We start from the raw sequence: 20,957 nt of genomic DNA, 5'->3' as shown, positions 1-20,957 counted from the left end.
TGTGACCGGCAGCATCGATCCGAAGGCGTTTTTCACAACACTGTTCGACGCTGCCGTCGCTGCCGCCGACCCGGCCAAGACCATTCGCGCATTCCTGCCGGAAAAGCCCCGGGGCCGCACCATTGTGGTCGGGGCTGGCAAGGGCGCGGCCCAGATGGCGGCTGCGCTGGAAGATTCCTGGGATGGGCCTCTGGGAGGCGTGGTTGTCACCCGCTACGGTTATGGCGCGCCGGCCCGCATGATCGATGTTCTGGAGGCGGCGCACCCGGTGCCGGATGAGGCGGGCCTCTCCGGCGCGCGGCGTCTCATGGAGAGCGTGACCGGGCTTGGCCCGGACGATCTGGTGATCGCGCTTGTGTGCGGCGGCGGTTCCGCTCTGCTCCCCGCACCGGCAGGCGATCTGACACTTGCAGACGAGATGGCCGTCAACGAGACGCTTCTGGCGTCTGGCGCGCCGATCTCGGCCATGAACACGGTGCGCAAGCACATTTCCGCAATCAAGGGCGGCAGGCTGGCCGCCGCGGCCCATCCCGCGCGCGTCGTCTCGCTGATCGTTTCGGACATTCCCGGCGATGACCCGGCACTTGTTTCATCCGGTCCGACCGTGCCCGACACGGCAAGCCGCGCGGACGCGCTCGCCGTGATCGAGACCTATGGCATGCAGCTGCCCGATGCGGTGATGCGGCATCTAGCATCACCTGCGGCAGACGCACCAAAGCCGGATGATCCACGTTTTGCAGGACATGAGGTTCACGTCATCGCCTCGGCCGCGCGCTCGCTGGAAGCTGCTTCGGCTGCTGCCGAAGCGCAGGGCGTGCCTGCCGTCATCCTGTCGGATGCGATTGAGGGTGAGGCGCGCGAGGTGGGCGGCGTTCATGCGGCGATTGCCCGCGAGGTGGCGTTGCGCGACCGGCCTTTCAGAAAACCGGTCGTGCTGCTTTCAGGCGGTGAAACCACGGTCACGCTGCGCCGAAGCGGCGGGCGCGGTGGGCGCAACACCGAGTTCCTTCTGTCGCTGGCGCTCGGCATTGAAGGCGTGCCCGGCATCTCCGCTTTCGCTGCCGATACGGATGGCATCGACGGTTCGGAGGAGAATGCCGGCGCCTTCGCCGATCACCGCACCGTCGCGCGGCTGCGCTCTGTCGGTCACGACCCGAAGGCGCTGCTCGCCGCACACGACGCCTGGGGCGCCTTCGATGCACTGGGCGATCTTTTCGTGCCGGGGCCGACCGGCACGAATGTCAACGATTTGCGAGCGGTGCTCGTGCGGTAGCTTTTACGCGCTTTTGCGCGGGCGCTCTTCCGACTGGTAGACGGACAGGACATGGCCGTCCGGGTCGGCAAATTCGGCAGACCAGCCGCCCGGAGCATGGCTGACAGGCGTCACGATCGTCGCGCCTTTCTCCGCAAGACCCTCCACGACGGTATCGATGCCGCCCTCGGAGAGGTCGAACACCACAATGGGCGTGTTCCCGGGACGCGACTCCATCTTGAAGAAGATGAGTTCGATATTGTTCTCGATGCTGGCCAGCAGCCAGTCGCCCGTCTCCTCGTCTCCTTCCATCCTCTGGACATTCAGCCCGATCACATCGCGGTAAAACGTCTCCGTGCGGTCAATGTCGTTGACGTAGTAGCAGATGTTGCCGATGCGGACGTTGGAAAGCATGTCTGTCTCCTGATGTTACAAGGTTGGTTCTGTTTCTTAATTGCCGCGGGCACCCAGTTTGTGAGCTTTGAGATGAAAAAAACTTACCGCAAAGAGGTGTCCGTCCGGATCGTGGCTTGCCAGGAATGCCGTGTTGCGCCCGGTCAGCGGAAGAAGGTTCTGCCGGATCCTGCCGAAGGCGAGCGTGCCCGCCAGAAGCTTTCCGGGAAGGGTTTCGGCATTGGGAGCGGCATCGCGCCAACGCCAGCGCAGGCCGGCAATCCGCTGGCGCAGGCTCGCATCGGAAATGCGCAGAAGGTGGCGGATTTCATTGCGCGTATGGCCGCCGAGAGCGAGAAGTGCGACGATTCTCTGGCTTCGTGGCAGGCTTGAGAGGAATTCCGTTGGAACTTCGCTGTCGTCCGTGGGCTCGATAACCAGGGTGGCGTTCTCGCGCCGTGATCGGCGGTAGGCGGAGCGCCGTTTCGTCGCCGCCACGTTCCGCATGACGCCCTGAAGCCAGGCGCGGTTCTCCACACATGGGCGGTTGCCGGCAGTCAGTGCGGCGATCAGCGTTTCATGCAGCAGGTCTTCCGCTTCGATCTGGTGCGATGCGTGGCGGTGCGCCGTTTTCAGAAGATGGTGATAGGTCGCGGGGGTGAGTTCAAGCCGGGCAGGCATCTCCTGCGCTGTGCGCCTACTATCCACCGCTCGCTCCCCCATGCTTCCCGTCAGGTGAGGAAGCTACAGGACGCGGCGCGCGCTGCAAGCGAAGACTGAGGCACGGGGCGTGAAATTCAACCGGCGATATCCACCACGCCGCTTTCACCGGTCTCGGAGCCAAAGGCGAGGCGGCGGCCTTCATTGTCCCATGCCATGGCGGTGATCGCACCCTTGCCCGATCTGCGCAGAAGGATTTCCTTCTGATCGGCAAAGCGCGCGGCCAGGATCATGCCGTCGGCATAGCCGATGGCGGCAATCTCTTCGGTGGGGTGACAACAGACCTGCGTCACCATCGCATCGCCGCGGGTTCCCAGCTCAAGCGGCGCCTTGCCCATGGGGCCGTCCTTGGCCTGAAAGGGCCAGACGATTGCGCCCGGTGCGCCCGAAGTGGCGAGCCACTTGCCCTTCGCGCTCCACGAAAAACACTTCACCTTGCCCGGATAGCCGGCCATGCGCATATGCTTGCCATCGGCCAGTTTCCAGCCATGCAGGGCATTTTCCTGCATGGTGGTGACGAGGAATTTTCCATCCGGCGAGAAGGTGATGCCGGTGTGCGCGCCGGCCCATTCCAGCTCCGTCGGCTTGCCGTCGGTTGCGGGAAAATGCAGCGTTGCGCCATTGTAGCGGGCGACCGCAAGCCGCATCCCCTTTGGTGCGAAGGCGATGCCTTCCACCGAGCGCGGGTGCTGGAATTCGCGCTGTTTGCCATCGGCAAAGAGCACATAGGCGCTGCGCCCGACAGCAAAGCCGACCGCGCCCTGCGGGCCGGCGGCAATGCTGGTCACCCATTTGCGGCCGATCTCTGCCAGCGTTTTCACCGTGCCGTCTGCCGAAAGCGCCGTCACGCGGCCATCCTCACCGCCGGTGATGAGACGCGCATGGTCTGCATCGGGGCAGGCGGCCAGAAGCCCGTCGTGAACCTCTGCCCATTTGTGGCCATTGTCGAGACGATGCACCACGCCATCGGCGAGCGCGAAATGCGGACTGTCGTTAAGCCAGGCAATGGCAATGCAATGGCTGTCGAGGTCGAGCGGAGCAATGGTGGGCATGCGTCAGGCCAGGCAGGCTTCGAAGGTGCGTTGCAGGCGCTCGGTGTCCAGATCGCGGCCGATGAACACGAGGCGCGTCTCGCGCTTTTCATCGTCCCGCCATGGGCGCTGATGGTCGCCCTCGACGATCATGTGAACCCCCTGAACCACGAAACGGTCGGGATCGTCGGCAAATGCGATGATGCCCTTGAGACGCAGAATGTTCGGCCCGTCGATCTGCGTGGTCTTCTCCAGCCAGGGAAGGAACTTTTTTGGGTCCATTTCGCCGGCGCGCAGGGAGAGCGACTTCACGCCCGCATCGTGGATGGGAGACGCCGCGTCATGGTGATGGTCGTGTCCGTGATTGTGGTCATGCCCATGCTCATGCCCATGATCGTGATGATGGTGGTCATGATCGCAGTCGGGGCCGCACACATGGTCCGGGTGGCCGTGCTCGAGGAAGTGCGGGTCGTTGTCGAGCACACGCTTCAGGTCGAAGGCGCCACGGTCGAGCACATCGCTCAGCGCAACGCCGGCGCGCTCTGCGCGGTGGATGCGGGCCATCGGGTTGATCGCCCGGATCGTCGCCTCGACAGTTGCCAGTTCCTCAGGCGTCACGAGATCGGTCTTGTTGACGATCACGACATCGGCGAAGGCGATCTGGTCTTCCGCCTCGTTGGAATCCTTGAGGCGCAGTGGCAGGTGCTTGGCGTCGACCAGCGCCACCACCGCGTCGAGCCGGGTTTTGGCGCGCACATCGTCGTCCATGAAAAAGGTCTGCGCCACGGGCGCGGGATCCGCCAGTCCCGTGGTTTCCACCACGATGGCGTCGAACCGGCCGGTGCGCCGTGTCAGTCCCTCGACCACACGCACCAGATCGCCGCGCACCGTGCAGCACACGCAGCCATTGTTCATCTCGTAGATTTCCTCGTCGGATTCGACGATCAGGTCGTTGTCGATGCCGATCTCGCCGAACTCGTTGACGATCACCGCATAGCGCTTGCCGTGATCCTCGGTGAGGATGCGGTTGAGGAGTGTCGTCTTGCCTGACCCCAGATAGCCGGTCAGCACGGTGACGGGAATCTGTGTCGTTTCGGCTTCGCTAGGTGTCTCGGTCTGCGTCTCGGACATGATTTCTCGCAAAACTGGAATTGTTTCTCGACTATATAAGACGGCGTCCGGGCGATTGCACGGTCAGTGTTCGAAGTGGGACAGGTCGAACCGGTCGACATCGTGGAGCAGATCCAGGAAGCCGGTCACGCTGTGGGCGATGATGCGTTTTCCTGCTTCTGCGCTCGCCCCGGCAGCGTTGCCGGTGACGCCCTCGCGGGCGAGGTCGCGCATCATCCAGCCGAAAGCATGAGGACCATAAGCGCGCAAATGTGTGAAATCCCGGCAAAAATCGGCCTGGGCGGATTTGAAGTCTGCTGCCTTTCGCATGTCGACCATGTCGGGGCGCAGAGCCAGCATGACGGAGGTTTCGATAAATCCGCCATGGATACCCAAAGCGCGTTCTTCCTCGGAGACGATATCCGGCGGATAACCAAAGCGCGTCCAGCTCGTGGCAGCGGCCAACATGCCGAATCGCACGCGCAGTTCAGTCGTTACAATGGTGAGCAATGGTGAGTTGCCACCATGGGCGTTGAGAATGACGAGTTTGCGCAGACCGGCCCTGAACTGGGCCTCCCCGATGCCGATCCACCGATTGGCGGCCTCTTCGAATGTCATGGATTGCGTTTGAGAAGAATCTGAATGCTCGATTGAGTAGCCAATCTTCTCGACTGGAAGAAAAACAGTATCGAGATTTTCTGGAAGTTCCCTTTTGACTGCCTCTACAATGCCTTGCGCAATGATCCAGTCAGTCTCGGGGGGTAGATGAGGGCCGTGCTGTTCAGTGGCTCCTATTGGCAGGATCGCAATTTTCTTTGCCGGCGTAGGTTTATTTTCTTGTGTGTTCACAGCATGCCTCGCGATGTATCAAGACAATTGCCGGGCAAAACTTTTATACGAAAGTAGAGCATAATTATTTGTCTGGGCAAGAGCAATCTATGGTTGCAATGGGATTCGTTAGAGCTATTTTGTTCAAGGGGCGTTCTATCTTATCGTTGAGGATGTCTAAAGGGGAGTTTTTATGGCCAAAGCTGTAAAGGGCGCGACAATTGGTTTGCTACAGTCGGCCGCTCGGCTTTCACGTACCGCTCTGGCCGAGCGGCTTCTGGAGCATGGGCTATATGCGGGGCAAGACAAGTTAATGCTGGCGTTATCGGTGGAGAACGGGCAGACGCCCAGCCAGCTTGCCACTCTTTTAGGTGTGCGACCGCCGACAATTACCAAAACCATCAACCGACTGACGAATCAGGGCTTTCTTGAAAAGCGATTATCGGAGGAAGACGGACGCCGCGCGTATGTTTTCTTAACCGAAGAGGGAGAGCAGGCCATCCGGTCCATTGAGAAGTCGGTGCGTAAGACCGAAAAAATTGCGCTTAAAGGGTTCGACAAGAAAGAGCAGAAGGTCTTGACGCGCCTTCTCTTCAAAGTCGAAGCGAATCTGAATGGCACCAGTTTTGACGATGTCGATGATGAAGATGGCATCGAGGTTGAAGCCTAGGTGTTTAGTCCCGGCATCTGATCGTCCAGCCTGTTTCCTGCAGAACCGAGCCGATTTCGCTGAAAGGCGACGTTGCTGCCGCGTATCCTGATTGACCTTTTGGCCGTCCGTGGCGTAAGCAGGTCTTTAAACAGTTTAGCTGGGTGCGACTGCGGGCCCGTCGCAGCACGAGCAGACGGAGCGATCATGGATCGCGTTGCGCCCGGTGGTGAAGGCCATCGGCACGTTGGGGGAATTCAGGCTGGCGCAGAAGATCAAGCTTTCGACCATCGCCGAGGCGCTCGGCGTCTCAACGGCTACTGTTTCTCTGGCGTTGCGTGACAGTCCGCTGGTCGCTGATGCAACGCGTCAGCGGATCAAGGAGCATGCGCGCGAAATCGGTTATATCTACAATCGTCGCGCAGCGAGCCTGCGGACCTCCCGATCCGGCATTATCGGGGTCGTGGTTCACGACATCATGAACCCCTTCTTTGCCGAGATTCTCCGCTCGATCGAGACCGAGCTTGACCGGTCGCGGCAGACCTTTCTCCTATCCAACCATTACGACCAGCTGGAAAAGCAGCGCACGTTCATCGACACGCTTTTGCAACTGGGGGCCGACGGGGTCATCATGTCGCCGGCTATCGGTACGCCGCCACAGGATATTCGCCTTGTGGAGGAAAACGGTTTGCCGACAGTGTTAATCGCCCGATCCGTCGAAGGTGCGCGGGTACCGGTGTTTCGTGGCGACGATGCCTATGGCACCGGGCTTGCGACCAATCACTTGATCTCGCTTGGACACACGCGAATTGCCATGATCGGAGGCACTGACCAGACATCGACCGGCCGCGACCGGTATCAGGGCTACGTGGATGCGATGGGCAAGGCGGGGCTGGAGATCAAGCCGCAGTGGCGGTTTCCGGGGCCACGCACCAAGCAGGCCGGCTTCGAGATAGCGGGAGCGTTTCTCGCACTCAAGGACAAGCCCACAGCGGCGGTCTGCTGGAACGATCTCGTGGCCATCGGTCTCATGAACGGCATTGCCCGTGCCGGACTGGTGCCCGGCGTCGACATTTCTGTAACCGGCTACGATGACCTTGAAGAGGCGGCAATTGCCACGCCCGCACTGACCACCGTCTGGAACGGACAGCGGGATGTGGGGCGTCGGGCAGCGCGCGTTCTGCTCGACAGATTGAACGGGGCTGAGGTGAACCCGGCTCAGGAGCTTATCAAACCGGAGCTTCACGTGCGCCAGTCGACGGGCAAGCCCGTCGAGCGCTGATCTGTTGCAATAAATTTGCCGGCTTATCTGATCGGGAGGAATGATTTGGCTGAAACACGAGACATCGCCGTCCTGGTTCCGGGCATGCTGCATCCACATGCGAGGGAGCGCATCGCCGGGTGTTTCGAGCTCGTGACGCTCGACAAGGCAGATCCGGCTCTTGTAACGGAAGAGATGGCCGCAAGAGTACACGGCATGGCGGCCATGACGGTGGTTGATGCAGCGTTTATAGACGCATTGCCCCATCTGGAGATCATCGCAAATTTTGGTGTCGGCTATGACGCGGTGGATGCCGCGCATGCCGGTCGCCGCGATGTTATGGTCACCAACACGCCCGACGTTCTTACGGAAGAGGTCGCCGACACGGCGGTGGGCCTGCTTCTCAACACGCTGCGCGAACTGCCGCGTGCGGAGACATGGCTGCGTGAGGGGCGCTGGGCGCGCGATGGGGCCTATCGTTTTTCGCGTGGTTCGCTGCGCGGGCGGACAGTTGGCATTTTCGGCATGGGGCGCATCGGCCGCGCCATCGCGCAGCGGCTTGCCGCCTTTGGTCTGCCGATCGCCTATCACAATCGCCGGAAGCTCGATGACGTGCCGTATGTCTATCACGATACGCTTCCGGGACTTGCTGCAGCCGTCGATACCCTGATCTGTGTCGCCCCCGGAGGGCCGGAAACACACAGGGCCGTCAATGCCGATGTGTTTGAGGCACTGGGCGCAAACGGTGTCTTCATCAATATCGGCCGTGGCAGCACGGTAGACGAGGCTGCGCTGATTCAGGCGTTGCAGAGTGGCACGATCTTCGCGGCGGGACTGGACGTGTTCGAGAACGAGCCGCATGTGCCGGAGGCATTGATTGCGCTGGAGAACGCATCGCTTCTGCCACACGTGGGATCGGCCTCGGTTGCGACACGCCAGGCTATGGCGGATCTGGTGGTCGACAATCTTGTCACCTGGTTCACACAGGACCGCGCAATCACACCTGTTCCTGAGACCGGCCATGTGAAGCGCCGGAGCGTTTCGCAGTCTCTCGGTTGATGCTGAAAGGCCGCAAGGTTCCTGAATGCGGCTGGGTGCAGGACGCCTTAAAGTTGTACTCGTTAGCAATCGATTAACCAGAAAAATGGAAGCTCCCAGGACGATATCCCGATGACGATGGAGCTCCTAATTCATGAAACTGGTTGTGTCAGGGGCGCTGGTCTTGGCGCTGGTGGGCTCGCTCGGCTATTTTTCCGATCAGGGGGCGACGGGTAACGCCCCGGGTCCGGAACCAGAGGAGGCTGGCCCTGCAGCCACTTCCGAGTTCATATTGACGGGTATCGGTGTCAACGAGGACTGTCGTGTGCGCCATTCGCCGGGAGAGGGAAGCGCACAGCTTGATCTCGACCGAAGCTGTGCTCGGATACTGCCGCGTCTTGTGGATGCCCGCATCTGGGAGGAGCGGCCTGACGGGACGGTTGTCTTCGTGTCGGCGGCAGGCGAGGCGCTGGTGGAGTTTTATCCGGGCGATGGCGCAGCCTATGAATCGCTGCGCCCGCGTACACCCCTGCTCAGCCTGTATCGGGAAAACTGATCACTCAGCCGCGATGCCCGCTCTCTCGCGGGCTGCGGCGTGTAGGCGGACGGCTTCGCCGAACGCCCTGAAGATCCGTGCCGAGGAATCGTCCCTGTGCGCCCAGTATTCGGGGTGCCACTGAACACCGACAGCGAAGCCCGGCGCCTCCTTCACGGAGACGGCCTCCACTGTGCCATCGTCTGCCACTGCCTCGACCTGAAGACGCGGAGCGGGCCTATCCACGCCCTGTCTGTGGACTGAGTTCACACGGACTTCCGACGTATCGAATATGCGTGCGAGGCATCCGCCGGGCGCCACCTTCACCGTCTGGCGGATGGCGAAACGGGTGTCGTGACCGGCATCCTGCGGACCGCGATGATCGAAAGCCCCTTCGCGTTCGTGAATCTCCGTTGCGAGCGTTCCGCCGAGCGCCACGTTCAGTTCCTGGATCCCGCGGCAGATGGCCAGCAGCGGCACACCCTTCTCGATGGCCTTGCGGATGAGGGGGAGGGTGGTGGCGTCGCGGGCATGGTCGTAGGGACCGTTCTCTTCGCTGGCTTCCCCACCGTAGAGTTCAGGATAGACGTTTGACCTCGATCCCGTCACGAGCACGCCGTCTATGGTCTCCAGCAGGCTGTCCAGATCGAGCCTGTCGCCGAGCGAGGGAAGCAGCACCGGCAGCAAGCCGGCGGTGGAGACGGCCGCGTCGAGATAGGGCTGTGGGGTGGCATGCCACGTGTAGTTCTCGAAATCCTTTGCATCCGTCGAGACGGCTATCAGTGGGGTGCGCATTCGAAAATCCGTTTTCTGGCGGTCGCTCTCAGAGATGGGAATGTAGAGATTTCGCGCGCCTTTCCAATGGGCAGTTTCGGGATTTCGTTGGGCCTTCGACATTGGTCGCAGAACAGGGGTCGCGCGCTGGACTTGGGCCGCCATGCATGCATTGATACCAGTGGTTTTCGGTGCCCGATAAAAGCAAACAGCGTGGGGGCGGCGAAGCCGGCATGAAGCCGGGTGCCAAAGGCACTGCGGCAGACGGTTCCAGAATGGGAGGAGAACATATGGACCGCAGAACCTTCTTCAAGAAGGCAGGCATGGCAGGAACGGGCGTTGCCGCTGCGTCGGCGCTGGCCTCACCCGCCATAGCCCAGTCAATGCCAAAGATCACATGGCGCTGCACGTCTTCGTTCCCGAAGGCGCTGGACACGATCTATGGCGCAGCCGAAACAATGGCCGAATTCGTGAAAGGGGCAACGGACGGCAATTTCGAGATTCAGGTCTTCGCAGCCGGCGAGATCGTGCCCGGCCTTCAGGCGGCGGATGCGGCGGCTGCCGGCACCGTCGAAATGGCGCATACGGCGTCATATTATTATTGGGGCAAGGACGCGACCTACGCGCTGGGCACAGCCATCCCGTTCGGGCTCAACTATCGCCAGCAGAACGCCTGGCTTTACTATGGCGGCGGCAATGAGCTGTTGAACGAGTTCTACCACACTGAAGGGCTCCACACTCTTCCGTGCGGCAATACCGGTGCGCAGATGGGCGGCTGGTTTCGAAAGGAGATCAACACCGTTGACGATCTCAAGGGCCTCAAGATGCGCATTGGCGGCATGGGCGGCAAGATCATCGAGAAGCTCGGTGTGGTTCCCCAGCAGATCGCCGGCGGCGATATCTACCCCGCGCTCGAAAAAGGCACGATCGACGCAACCGAGTGGGTCGGTCCCTATGACGACCAGAAACTCGGCTTCAACAAGGTCGCCCAGTACTACTATTATCCCGGATGGTGGGAAGGCGGTCCGGTCCTGAACGCCATGTTCAACAAGGCAAAGTGGGATGAACTGCCTGCAGCCTATCAGTCGGTTCTCGATGCGGCCTGTCGTGCAGCCAATGCCGACATGATGGCGAGCTACGATTACAAGAACCCGGCGGCTTTGCGCCAGTTGGTGGCAGATGGTGCGCAGCTCCGCCCGTTCAGTCAGGAAATCCTCGAGGCGTGCTACAACGCTGCGATGGAAACCTATGACGAGATCAACGCGTCAAATCCCACCTTCAAGAAGATCTACGACAATCAGCTGGCGTTCAAGAAGGATGCGTATCTCTGGGCGCAATTGTCCGAGTATACGTTTGACACATTCATGATGATCCAGCAGCGCGCTGGTAAACTCTGATCTGTCCCTCAAACTGCAGAAAACCCCGGAGTGCTGCTCCGGGGTTTTCTTTTGCGGTCTTGCCGTGTCAGTCAAAACTCGGCGGCTGGCTCAGATCCGGGGCTGCCGGCTGCTCCTGTGGCGTTTCGCCCGGGGCGTCACTTGCGTCACCGGGCTGCGTGCCCAGCGGTGGCAGGCCGCCGATGCCTGGCAGCTGCAATCCGTTGTTCTGTTGCCCGTTTCCGTCGCCTGGAGAGGTTGTGGGTGGTGAACCGAACGGGGAGCCGCTCAGTCCGCCCGGCAGACCGAATGCTGGTCCTCCGTCGCTGCCGCCACCGAAGGTGGGAATGGTGATCTCAACCTCGTTCGGATTGACGGTGCTCTCCTGCTTGTAATGCGTGACAAGGCCGGGAAACGCAATCACCAGTATGATCATCAGAAACTGGATGATGATGAAGGGGATGGCGCCCTTGTAGATCTCCGTCGTCTTGACGGCGGGCAGGATGCGTCCGGAAACTTCGTCTTTCCACTCCTTCATCGGCGCGATCGATCTCAGATAGAACAGCGAGAAGCCGAAGGGCGGGGTCAGGAACGATGTCTGCAGATTGATGCCAAGAATGACGCCGAACCAAATCAGGTCGATGCCGAGCGTCTCCGCGGCGGGCACCAGGAGCGGGACCATGATGAAGGCGATCTCGAAGAAGTCGAGAAAACAGCCGAGAATGAAGACGATGACGGTGACGGTGAGCAGGAAGCCGATTTCGCCACCAGGCAGCGCCAGAAGAAGCTCCTCGATCCAGACATTGCCGTTGATCCCGTAGAAGGTCAGGCCGAAGACACGCGCGCCAATCAGGATGAACATCACGAAGGCGGCAAGTTTCGTTGTGGCGTCCAGCGCCTGTTTGAGGACCGAGAAGGACAGCCTGCGCTTGACCAGGGCCAGCACGAGTGCGCCGGTCGCTCCCATGGCGCCGCCTTCGGTTGGTGTGGCGATGCCGAGAAAGATGGTTCCAAGGACGAGAAAGATCAGCGCCAGGGGCGGGATCAGCACGATCACCACCTGCTCGGCGAGCCGCGAAAGAATGTTCAGTTTCAGATGGCGATTGGCAAGGCTGAGGGCGAGAGCGAAGACCGTTGCCGTCGTGGCCGCCCAGACCAGTCTGACCTCGCTGCGCATCTCGGCGAAAACGGTGTGATATGTGGCCAGATAGATGCCGACTGACGCAACCAGCAGGAGGACCAGAGAGGTCACGCCACCGCCGAGCGTGCGTGTTTCCGGCGGCAGGGCCGGAGCCCAGTGCGGTTTGATGATGGTGACGGCAAAGACAAGCAGGCAGTAGGCGCCGATGATGACAAGGGCCGGCAGAAGCGCGCCCACATACATGTCTCCCACAGAACGGCCGAGCTGATCGGCCATCACGATCAGGACGAGCGACGGGGGGACGATCTGCGCCAGTGTTCCGGACGCGGCGATGGTGCCGGTGGCAAAGCCGCGATTGTAATTGTACCGCATCATGATCGGCAGCGAGATGAGGCCCATCGCGATCACCGAGGCGGCGACAACTCCTGTCGTGGCGGCGAGGAGGGCGCCCACCAGCACTGCCGCATAGGCAAGCCCGCCACGCACCGGCCCGAAGAGCTGGCCGATCGTGTCAAGCAGGTCTTCCGCCATCCGGGATCGCTCCAGGATCAGCCCCATGAAGGTGAAAAACGGAATGGCGAGCAGCGTGTCGTTGTACATGATCCCGTAGATGCGTTCGGGATGCGACTGCAGGAGCGGCCAGAAAAGACGGATTTCACTGGAGATATGTGAGAGCTCAACGCCGATCACGAAGAAGAGGAGGCCGCCGGCAGCCAGTGTGAAGGCAACCGGATAGCCGATCAGCAGCATCGCCATGACGGTGACGAACATGATGGGCGCGAGATTGTGCGCGATCAGGTCAATCATCGCGCTTCTCCTCCATCTCAATGGCGGCTTCTGCGGCCGGATGCATTTCATGCTGCGGGTTCGGTTCGTCGATCAGACCGCGCAGGACCGCGTATCGCTTGACGATCTCGGAGACGGCCTGCGCCGTCAAAAGGATGAAGCCGGCGAGGACCATGAATTTGGCGGGCCAGATGATCAGGCCGCTCGCATTGGCGGAAATCTCGCCCGAGATGAAGGAGCGCTGGAACCAGGGCCAGCTCAGCCACACGATCAGCGATACGAATGGAAGCAGGAAGAAGACGTGGCAGAAAAGGTCGATCCAGTCCCGGGTCCGCTTCGTGAACAGGCTCGAAACGATGTCGATGCGGATGTGCTCATTGCGCTGCAGCGTATAGGCGGAGGCCAGCAGGAACACGGTGCCGTAGAGGTACCATTGCAGTTCGAGCAGGCTGTTGGAGGCTCTCGGTATCGGCAGGTAGGCGGGCAGGCCGTCTCCCAGAAAGCGGATGATGGCATTGTAAGCGGACACAAGCACCGCAACCAGGATCAGCCATGAAACCTGCTTTCCGATGAATTGATTAATAGCGTCAATCAGGCGCGAAAGGCCAAGAAGCCCCGCCATGCTTTCCTCCCAGCAATGTGTTCCCCCCGGATCGTTTTTGTGATTCTCGGGCCTTATGCTTTGTCTTGCATCTGCAGCCTGCCTTCAAGTGAGCCAAAAGTCGACGTTGAAGACGCAGGCACGGCACTATGGGAAGTCAGGAAGTCGCAACAGGGTGAAAAAGCGGCCAGCTCGGACACAGGTCCCAAATCGTTACCCCCTGCATGTCGTGGTCTGGACAGTTGTGTTTGTGCGTGTATTGATAAGTTTCCGCTGCGCCGGAAAGGATGTTGCCGGCGCTTTAGAAAAGTCGAAGAGGCCGTTCTGCGGCCCTTTTTTTCGCTTGATGTTCTTTTGGGAGGTATTCATGGATCGTCGTTCTTTCCTCAGGAAAGCGGGACTGGCCGGTGCCGGGGCGGGCGCTGCTGCGTTAGCCACGCCTGCGATCGCTCAGGGCAACCAGACCTGGCGCATGGTCACCACGTGGCCGAAGAATTTTCCGGGTCTGGGTGTCGGCGCCCAGCGGCTTGCAGATCGCATCACGGCGGCTTCGGACGGTCGGCTGACCGTGCAGGTTTATTCGGCGGGTGAACTCGTTCCGCCGCTGCAGTCGCTCGATGCCGTGATCGACGGTTCGGCCGAGATGAGCCATGGTGCGGCTTATTACTGGCAGAACAAGAGCCCGGCCCTGTCCTTCTTTACCGGTGTGCCCTACGGCATGACCTCGCGTGAAATGGCGGCATGGGTCCGCTATATGGGCGGGCAGGAGATCTGGGACGAGATTTACGACCAGTTCGGCGTTCAGGGCTTCCTGTCCGGCGATACGGGCACACAGGCCGGTGGCTGGTTCCGCGAGGAGCTGACGGGTCTCGATTCCGTAAAAGGTCTGCGCTTCCGCACGCCGGGCCTCGGCGGCCGGGTATGGGAGAAGCTTGGCGCGACGGTGACCAACATGGCTGCCGGCGAAATCTTCCAGGCGCTCCAGTCGGGCACGCTCGATGCGGCCGAGTTCGTCGGTCCCTACAACGATCTGGCGCTCGGTTTCTACCAGGTTGCCAAGAATTACTACTTCCCGAGCTTTGTGGAGCCGGGTCTGGCAACCGAGCTGGTGGTCAACAAGTCCAAGTATCAGGAGCTGCCCTCCGACCTGCAGGCGATCGTCAAGGATGTCTGCCAGGCGGAATATGATCAGGTGGCTTCGGACTTCTACGCCAATGATCCGCGTGCTCTGAAGACACTGGTCGACGAGCACGGCGTCAATGTGCGACAGTTCCCCGACGATATCGTTGAGGCAGGTGCGAAGGCAGCGGCCGAGATTCTCGGCGAGCTGCGGGATTCCGGCGATGCGCTGACGAAGAAGACGACAGAGAGCTTCATCGAGTCGCTCAACATCCTGCGCACCCGCACGGAAGGCACGGACGGTGCTTTCGTCGAGGCTCGCAAGAAATACTTCTCGATCTGATCTCGGTTGAGGTCGACGAAAAAGCCCGGCATCGAGCCGGGCTTTTTTGTTTTCTGGTGTCTGGATCCTAGCTGTAGATCGCTCTCGGAAGCCAGGTAGCAATCTCAGGGAACATGAACATGATGGCGATGGCCAGGAGTTGCAGCAGCACGAAAGGCAGTACTCCCTTATAGATCATCGACGTTTTCACGGAACCCGGTGCGACCCCGCGCAGATAAAACAGCGCGAAGCCGAAGGGCGGTGTCAGGAAGCTTGTCTGCAGGTTCACGCCGACCAGAACGCCGAGCCAGACCGGGTCCACATCGAGGGCCAGCAGGATCGGTGCGGTGATCGGGATCACGATGAAGATGATCTCGAACGTGTCGAGGATGAAACCCAGCAGGAACATGATCAGCATGACCACGGCCACGGCCGCCAGCGTGCCGCCCGGCAGGTTGGCGAGGAACTCATGCACCAGATTGTCGCCGCCCATGAGACGGAAGACGATGGAGAACACCGAGGCGCCGAACAGGATGATGAACACCATGCAGGTGATGGAGGCGGTGGCGATCGCCGTTTCGCGCAGAACGGCAAAGGAAAGCCGCCAGCGGAAGGCGGCAAGCACCATGGCGCCGACGGCGCCCACGGAGGCGGCTTCTGTCGGCGTTGCGATGCCGCCGAGGATGGATCCCAGAACGGCCATGATCAGCAGGAGCGGGGGTAAGAGCGCGACGGCGACCTCGCCCATCAACTCCTTCTTCTCTTCGGGCGGAACCGGCGTGGCGGGGCAGGAGGCAGGGTCGAAGATGGCCTTGAGAAGCGTCCATCCGAGATAAAGCCCGACCAAAAGCACACCGGGAAGAAGTGCGCCGGCGAAGAGGTCGCCCACCGATACGGGAACCGGGGCGAAATTGCCCTTCGCCATCTGCACCTGCGCGTTGATGCCCGAAAGCATGTCGCCCATGAAGATGAGAACGGTGGAGGGCGGGATGATCTGTCCAAGCGTGCCGGAGGCGCAGATGACGCCGGTCGCAAGCTTCGGATCGTAGTTCGCACGAAGCATTGCCGGGAGCGAGATCAGGCCCATGGTCACGACGGTGGCACCCACCACGCCGGTCGATGCGGCCAGAAGCGCGCCGACGATGATGACCGACATGCCAAGCCCGCCGCGCAGATTGCCAAACAGCTTGCCCATGGTGAGAAGCAGTTGCTCGGCGATCTTGGAACGTTCCAGCATCACGCCCATGAAGATGAAGAGCGGGACAGCCACCAGCACTTCATTGGTCATGTAGCCGATATAGCGGTTTGCCAGGCTGCCGAAATTCGACGGGTCGAAAACGCCGAACCATATGCCGACAAGACCGAACATGAGCGACACGCCGGCCAGCGTGAAGGCGACGGGAAAGCCCAGAAGAAGAAAGCCGATAATGCCGAAGAACATGAGCCCCGAAAGGAGCTCGCCAATCAGAACCGGATCCATCAGTCGCTCGCCTCCGGCTGCTCTTCGTCATTGGTTTCGTATCTCAGTTTCGCCGGCAGCAGGGTTTCATTGCCGCTGAGGACAAGGATCGAGCGCAGCGCCATGGCAATGCCCTGCAGGGCGAGCAGCACGGCAAAGCCGAGGATGAAACCCTTGAGGATGAAAAGCCCCGGCATGCCACCGACATTGGCAGAAGCTTCACCCAGCCGCCAGGAGCGGCTGACGAAGCTCCATCCGTAATAGAACACGACCCAGGAGAACGGCATCAGGAACAGGACCACGCCAGCCAGATCCACGATTGCCTTGCGCCGCGTGCTCGCCGGCCGGTAGAAAATGTCGACCCGCACATGGTCGTTTCGCAGAAGTGCGAAGCCGGCGACGGCGGTGAACATCGCTCCGTTCAGCCAGATATAGAGGTCCTGCATCCACACAAAGCTCGTCGCAAAGACGTAGCGCTGCACGACGACGGTGAAACACACCAGGACGATGGCCAGTGACAGCCACGAAAAGATATTGCCGACAAGGGCATTCAGGCCGCTGATTATGCGGACCAGAAAAGCGATTGCGCGCACGGTCAGTTACCTCCGCCGTTGGCGCGCACGGCGAGCGGCGCGTGATGGTGTGCCATGAGGCCCTCTTGCATTTCCCCGATGCGGGCGGAAGTTGTTTCCTGTCCTGCCCTTCAACCTGTTAACCAGGCAGCGCCTGATTAGCAGCTTTGTTTCTGGCGAAAAAGTAACCGTGCGGGAAAAGTCGCCTTTTTGCCTTTCGAACCTAAATTATGAAGTGAATATGCCGGACTGGCTGCTGCGTTCGGGGAGCAGGCAGGTATACTCCGGTCAGATTCGTGCGCCGTTCATGCGGCCCGGCTAATAAAATGTCCTCGGAAATGCCGTGTTTGTGTTGGCGTTGCGCATTGTTGTGGAGCCCGCAAATTCGTTTGACGGGATGCCGGGCGAATAGAAAACTACCCTTGCGGAAACGTTTCCAACCGTGATCCGCTGAGGAGGAATGCAAATATGACGCTTCACGACGTCACGCTTAATGACAAGTTCGATTTAACGAAGGAGCGCATCTTCGTGTCCGGCGCGCAGGCGATCGTCCGGATGCTCCTGATGCAGCGTGAGCGTGATCGACGTGCGGGGCTGAACACTGCCGGTTTCGTTTCCGGCTATCGCGGGTCGCCCATTGGCGGGCTCGATCAGCAGCTCTGGAAAGCGAAAAAGCAGCTCCAAGCATCCAATGTGATCTTCCAGCCCGGCCTGAACGAGGAACTGGCGGCAACCGCCTGCTGGGGCTCGCAGCAGACCGAGATTCTGGGTGAAGGCAAATATGACGGGGTGTTCGGCGTCTGGTACGGCAAAGGCCCGGGCGTAGACCGCTCCGGCGATGTTTTTCGCCACGCCAACCATGCGGGCTCTTCGAAACATGGCGGTGTGCTCGCGCTCATGGGCGATGACCACACAGCCGAATCCTCAACAGTCGCCAATGCCAGCGAATTCGCTTTCGTTGACGCGATGATCCCGATCCTGAACCCGGCCGGCGTTCAGGAACTCATAGACTACGGTCTTTATGGCTATGCATTGTCGCGTTTTGCCGGCACCTGGACGGCCATCAAATGCGTCAAGGACAACATTGAATCGACAGCCGCCGTGGATGTGTCGCTTGAGCGGCTGAACATCGTCACTCCCGAATTCGAAATGCCGCCCGGCGGTCTGAACATCCGCAACGAGATCAACATGCTCGGGCAGGAAGCGCGGCTCTACGACTTCAAGCGCGCCGCCGCCGCTGCGTTCGTCCAGGCAAACAATCTCAACCGCATCATCTATTCCGGCGGTTCGAAGGCGAAGATCGGCATTGTCACGCTTGGCAAGAGCTATCTCGACACGCGGCAGGCGCTGGACGATCTGGGGATCGACGAAGCGCGGGCGAACCAGCTTGGCATTCGCCTCTTCAAGGTGGCCTGTCCCTGGCCTTTCGACGTGGAGCATATGCGCGAATTCGCGCGCGGCCTCGACATGGTGATCGTGGTCGAGGAAAAGCGTTCGCTGATCGAAGTGCAGTTGCGCGAGAACCTTTACGGTACGGCCAATCAGCCGGAAATCATCGGCAAGGTGGATGAGAAGGGCGGGCGCCTTTTTGCGCCCACGGCAGCGCTCGATCCCAATGAGATCGCCATCGCCATCGGCGAGCGGATCCTGCGGATCATCGGCCCATCGGAAGAGATCGCGGCCCATGTGTCGCGGCTGCGCCAGTTTCAGGCAATGCTTGCGGATACGCAGGACGTGTCAGGCCGCACGCCCTATTTCTGCTCGGGCTGCCCGCACAATACCTCGACCAATGTTCCCGAGGGCTCGATCGCAGGTGGCGGCATTGGCTGCCATTTCATGGCCACCTGGATGGACCGGTCCAATGTCGGCTTCACGGCCATGGGCGGCGAGGGCGCGCAGTTTATCGGCCAGGCACCGTTTTCCAGCCGAGAGCATTTCTTCCAGAATCTCGGCGATGGCACCTACAATCATTCCGGTTCCATGGCGATCCGCTTTGCGCGCGCTTCGGGCGCAAACATCACCTACAAAATTCTCTACAATGACGCGGTCGCCATGACGGGCGGCCAGCCGCATGAAGGTGACCTCACCGTTGACATGATCGCTGATCAGGTGCGTGCGGAAGGCGTGCAGCGCATCGCGGTCGTGAGCGACGAGCCGGAAAAATATGCCGGCGCTGTCAACTTCCCGCAGGGCACGACGATCAACCACCGTGACGATCTCGATCAGGTGCAGCGCGAGCTGCGCGAGGTAAAGGGCGTTTCAGTCCTGCTCTACGATCAGACCTGTGCAGCCGAGAAACGACGCCGGCGTAAACGCGGGACGTTCCCCGATCCGGACAAACGCGTCTTCATCAACGAACTCGTGTGCGAAGGCTGTGGAGACTGCGGGGTCAAGTCGAACTGCGTTTCGGTCCAGCCGCAGGAGACCGAATTCGGTCGCAAGCGCCGCATCGACCAGTCCAGCTGCAACAAGGATTTTTCCTGCGTGAACGGGTTTTGCCCGTCCTTTGTGACGGTGCACGGTGCCAAGCTGAAGAAGGCGAAAGGCGCGACGGGCGCCAACGATCCGCTGGAAGGCGTTCCCGAGCCGAAACTTTACGATCTCGCGCGAGGCTGGTCGGCGGTGGTGGACGGGATAGGCGGCACCGGCGTTGTCACCATTGGTGCGATCGTCGGCATGGCTGCGCATCTGGAAGGCAAGGGCGCAGGCATCATCGACATGGCGGGGCTGGCGCAGAAGGGCGGAGCGGTTTTCACCCATCTGCGTGTCGCCGGGACGCCGGAAGACATTCACGCGATCCGCGTGTCCGCCGGCGAGGCCGATCTCGTTCTTGGCTGCGACCTGGTGGTTTCCGGCGCGAAGAAGGTTCTCGCAGCCGCCCGTGAAGGGCATACCCTGTTCATGGCCAACACCGCGGAAGTGATGCCGGGAGATTTCGCCCGCTCAGCCGATTTCTCGCTTCCCACAGAGCGCCTGAAAAAGGCGATCCGCGCGGCCGTCGGCGAAGACAGGGCGCATTTCTTCGACGCGACGCGAACCGCGAGCGTCCTCTTCGGTAATTCCGTGGGCGCAAACATGCTCATGCTTGGCATGGCCTATCAGCTCGGCGGGCTGCCGGTTTCGGCTGAAGCCATCGAAAAGGCGATTGGGCTCAATGGCCAGGCGGTGTCCATGAACGTTTCGGCGTTCCGCTGGGGACGCCGCGCGGCGCATGACGCCGATTTTGTGAGCCGGCTGGTCGCAAAATCCTCAAATGGCGATGTCCGGCAGCCCGTATCGCAGACGCTCGATGAGGTCATCGACCGGCGTGCGACGTTCCTGGCTAGCTACCAGAACCAGGCTTATGCGGAGCGCTATCGCAGCCGCATCGCCCGTTTGCGTTCCAAAGAAGAAAAAGCTGTGCCGGGTTCCACCACGGTGACGGAAGCTGCAGCACGCAATCTTTTCAAGCTCATGGCCATAAAAGACGAATACGAAGTGGCGCGTCTCTACACGGACGGCTCCTTCAGGCGCCAGCTTAACGCTGAATTCGAGAGCTTTGATCGCCTTGAGTTTCATCTTGCCCCGCCGGTTCTCGGTCGCCGTGACGCCGCAGGGCATCCGCGAAAGTCGAGCTTTGGTCCCTGGATGATGTCGGCCTTTCGCCTACTTGCGCGCATGCGTGGCCTGCGGGGCACGGTTTTCGACCTTTTCGGCCGCACCGAAGAACGCCGGATGGAACGGCGCCTGCTCACCGAATATGAAGGTGATCTCGATCGCATCGAGGCGCTGCTTTCTCCTGAACGGGCGGATGCTGCGGCGGCACTGGCATCGGTGCCGGCGCTCATTCGCGGCTATGGTCACATCAAGGAAGCCAATGCTGAGAAAGCGGCGCAGGAGCGGGCGAGGCTTGTTCGGCGTCTGGAAGACGGAGACAGGGCGGGTCCTGTTCTGAAAGCGGCGGAGTAGCCGGCTTTCTTTAGGGCAGAGGCGAGAAAACTTCACTAAACC

General features: G+C 60.8%; 18 protein-coding genes. 8 read left to right on the top strand and 10 right to left on the bottom strand.

Features of this window, described 5'->3' with window-relative positions; translation table 11 throughout:
• Position 1: 1 nt before the first annotated feature.
• A complete protein-coding gene (locus BLW55_RS07435; protein WP_090327891.1) occupies positions 2–1,273 on the top strand; it encodes a glycerate kinase type-2 family protein in 1,272 nt (423 codons plus the stop codon).
• 3 nt (positions 1,274–1,276) lie between these two features.
• Here BLW55_RS07435 and BLW55_RS07430 read toward each other — a convergent pair whose 3' ends face one another.
• From BLW55_RS07430 to BLW55_RS07410, 5 genes are all read right to left on the bottom strand, one after another.
• Entirely contained in the window at positions 1,277–1,666 is a 390-nt protein-coding gene (locus BLW55_RS07430; protein WP_090327888.1) for a VOC family protein, read from the bottom strand.
• Positions 1,667–1,702: 36 nt separating this feature from the next.
• A complete protein-coding gene (locus tag BLW55_RS07425; RefSeq protein WP_177175041.1) occupies positions 1,703–2,353 on the bottom strand; it encodes a sigma-70 RNA polymerase sigma factor region 4 domain-containing protein in 651 nt (216 codons plus the stop codon).
• Positions 2,354–2,442: 89 nt separating this feature from the next.
• Complete coding sequence (locus tag BLW55_RS07420) at positions 2,443–3,417, bottom strand: WD40 repeat domain-containing protein (RefSeq protein WP_090327883.1); 975 nt, start codon at positions 3,415–3,417, stop codon at positions 2,443–2,445.
• A 3-nt stretch (positions 3,418–3,420) separates the two neighbouring features.
• The gene (locus BLW55_RS07415; RefSeq protein ID WP_090327880.1) at positions 3,421–4,527 is read right to left on the bottom strand and encodes a CobW family GTP-binding protein; all 1,107 of its coding nucleotides are present in this window, start codon (positions 4,525–4,527) and stop codon (positions 3,421–3,423) included.
• Positions 4,528–4,590: 63 nt separating this feature from the next.
• Positions 4,591–5,355: a creatininase family protein gene (locus BLW55_RS07410; RefSeq protein ID WP_025030477.1), complete on the bottom strand. Its 765-nt coding sequence runs from the start codon at positions 5,353–5,355 to the stop codon at positions 4,591–4,593.
• A gap of 172 nt (positions 5,356–5,527) precedes the next feature.
• Here BLW55_RS07410 and BLW55_RS07405 point away from each other — a divergent pair, with 172 nt between their 5' ends.
• The 4 genes from BLW55_RS07405 (at position 5,528) to BLW55_RS07390 (ending at position 8,838) form a co-directional block, all read left to right on the top strand.
• Entirely contained in the window at positions 5,528–6,004 is a 477-nt protein-coding gene (locus BLW55_RS07405) for a MarR family winged helix-turn-helix transcriptional regulator (RefSeq protein WP_007008854.1), read from the top strand.
• A 241-nt stretch (positions 6,005–6,245) separates the two neighbouring features.
• A complete protein-coding gene (locus BLW55_RS07400; protein WP_025030476.1) occupies positions 6,246–7,265 on the top strand; it encodes a LacI family DNA-binding transcriptional regulator in 1,020 nt (339 codons plus the stop codon).
• 84 nt (positions 7,266–7,349) lie between these two features.
• Complete coding sequence (locus BLW55_RS07395) at positions 7,350–8,303, top strand: 2-hydroxyacid dehydrogenase (RefSeq protein ID WP_090329921.1); 954 nt, start codon at positions 7,350–7,352, stop codon at positions 8,301–8,303.
• A gap of 133 nt (positions 8,304–8,436) precedes the next feature.
• On the top strand, positions 8,437–8,838 hold the full coding sequence (locus tag BLW55_RS07390) for a hypothetical protein (RefSeq protein WP_090327877.1): 402 nt from the start codon (positions 8,437–8,439) through the stop codon (positions 8,836–8,838).
• Here the strand turns inward: BLW55_RS07390 and BLW55_RS07385 are convergent, their stop codons facing one another.
• A complete protein-coding gene (locus BLW55_RS07385; RefSeq protein WP_090327875.1) occupies positions 8,839–9,612 on the bottom strand; it encodes a gamma-glutamyl-gamma-aminobutyrate hydrolase family protein in 774 nt (257 codons plus the stop codon). It lies immediately after the preceding gene.
• A gap of 269 nt (positions 9,613–9,881) precedes the next feature.
• Between BLW55_RS07385 and BLW55_RS07380 the strand changes: the two genes are divergently transcribed.
• Positions 9,882–10,988, top strand: coding sequence for a TRAP transporter substrate-binding protein (locus tag BLW55_RS07380; RefSeq protein WP_090327872.1), 1,107 nt, complete (start codon positions 9,882–9,884; stop codon positions 10,986–10,988).
• A gap of 67 nt (positions 10,989–11,055) precedes the next feature.
• On the opposite strand, the gene BLW55_RS07375 is transcribed toward BLW55_RS07380, so the two are convergent.
• Entirely contained in the window at positions 11,056–12,915 is a 1,860-nt protein-coding gene (locus BLW55_RS07375; protein ID WP_090327870.1) for a TRAP transporter large permease, read from the bottom strand.
• Positions 12,908–13,516: a TRAP transporter small permease subunit gene (locus BLW55_RS07370; RefSeq protein WP_007008848.1), complete on the bottom strand. Its 609-nt coding sequence runs from the start codon at positions 13,514–13,516 to the stop codon at positions 12,908–12,910. Before BLW55_RS07370 ends, BLW55_RS07375 begins: the two co-directional genes overlap by 8 nt.
• Before the next feature lie 346 nt (positions 13,517–13,862).
• On the opposite strand from BLW55_RS07370, the gene BLW55_RS07365 reads away from it, so the two are divergent.
• Positions 13,863–14,957 carry a TRAP transporter substrate-binding protein gene (locus tag BLW55_RS07365; protein ID WP_090329920.1) on the top strand — a complete coding sequence of 365 codons (1,095 nt, stop codon included), beginning with the start codon at positions 13,863–13,865 and terminating at the stop codon, positions 14,955–14,957.
• A gap of 67 nt (positions 14,958–15,024) precedes the next feature.
• Here the strand turns inward: BLW55_RS07365 and BLW55_RS07360 are convergent, their stop codons facing one another.
• Together BLW55_RS07360 and BLW55_RS07355 are read right to left on the bottom strand one after the other, a co-directional pair.
• Positions 15,025–16,416 carry a TRAP transporter large permease gene (locus BLW55_RS07360; RefSeq protein WP_090327867.1) on the bottom strand — a complete coding sequence of 464 codons (1,392 nt, stop codon included), beginning with the start codon at positions 16,414–16,416 and terminating at the stop codon, positions 15,025–15,027.
• Positions 16,416–16,988, bottom strand: a complete 573-nt coding sequence (locus BLW55_RS07355; RefSeq protein ID WP_090327863.1) for a TRAP transporter small permease subunit — start codon at positions 16,986–16,988, stop codon at positions 16,416–16,418. The genes BLW55_RS07360 and BLW55_RS07355 overlap by 1 nt, the downstream gene beginning before the upstream one ends.
• Before the next feature lie 429 nt (positions 16,989–17,417).
• Between BLW55_RS07355 and BLW55_RS07350 the strand changes: the two genes are divergently transcribed.
• A complete protein-coding gene (locus tag BLW55_RS07350) occupies positions 17,418–20,915 on the top strand; it encodes an indolepyruvate ferredoxin oxidoreductase family protein (protein ID WP_280140490.1) in 3,498 nt (1,165 codons plus the stop codon).
• Positions 20,916–20,957: the final 42 nt, after the last annotated feature.

Origin of the sequence: Nitratireductor aquibiodomus (assembly GCF_900105565.1) — a bacterium.
Classification (GTDB): Bacteria; Pseudomonadota; Alphaproteobacteria; order Rhizobiales; family Rhizobiaceae; genus Nitratireductor; species Nitratireductor aquibiodomus.
This window is presented reverse-complemented; position numbering and strand designations above follow the sequence as displayed.

What these genes read in the sequence shown, in the direction of transcription:
- BLW55_RS07430 (WP_090327888.1), bottom strand. Translation starts at nt 1,666, where the DNA reads ATGCTTTCCAACGTCCGCATCGGCAACATCTGCTACTACGTCAACGAC.
- BLW55_RS07420 (WP_090327883.1), bottom strand. Translation starts at nt 3,417, where the DNA reads ATGCCCACCATTGCTCCGCTCGACCTCGACAGCCATTGCATTGCCATT.
- BLW55_RS07415 (WP_090327880.1), bottom strand. Translation starts at nt 4,527, where the DNA reads ATGTCCGAGACGCAGACCGAGACACCTAGCGAAGCCGAAACGACACAG.
- BLW55_RS07405 (WP_007008854.1), top strand. Translation starts at nt 5,528, where the DNA reads ATGGCCAAAGCTGTAAAGGGCGCGACAATTGGTTTGCTACAGTCGGCC.
- BLW55_RS07395 (WP_090329921.1), top strand. Translation starts at nt 7,350, where the DNA reads ATGCTGCATCCACATGCGAGGGAGCGCATCGCCGGGTGTTTCGAGCTC.
- BLW55_RS07390 (WP_090327877.1), top strand. Translation starts at nt 8,437, where the DNA reads ATGAAACTGGTTGTGTCAGGGGCGCTGGTCTTGGCGCTGGTGGGCTCG.
- BLW55_RS07385 (WP_090327875.1), bottom strand. Translation starts at nt 9,612, where the DNA reads ATGCGCACCCCACTGATAGCCGTCTCGACGGATGCAAAGGATTTCGAG.
- BLW55_RS07380 (WP_090327872.1), top strand. Translation starts at nt 9,882, where the DNA reads ATGGACCGCAGAACCTTCTTCAAGAAGGCAGGCATGGCAGGAACGGGC.
- BLW55_RS07375 (WP_090327870.1), bottom strand. Translation starts at nt 12,915, where the DNA reads ATGATTGACCTGATCGCGCACAATCTCGCGCCCATCATGTTCGTCACC.
- BLW55_RS07370 (WP_007008848.1), bottom strand. Translation starts at nt 13,516, where the DNA reads ATGGCGGGGCTTCTTGGCCTTTCGCGCCTGATTGACGCTATTAATCAA.
- BLW55_RS07365 (WP_090329920.1), top strand. Translation starts at nt 13,863, where the DNA reads ATGGATCGTCGTTCTTTCCTCAGGAAAGCGGGACTGGCCGGTGCCGGG.
- BLW55_RS07360 (WP_090327867.1), bottom strand. Translation starts at nt 16,416, where the DNA reads ATGGATCCGGTTCTGATTGGCGAGCTCCTTTCGGGGCTCATGTTCTTC.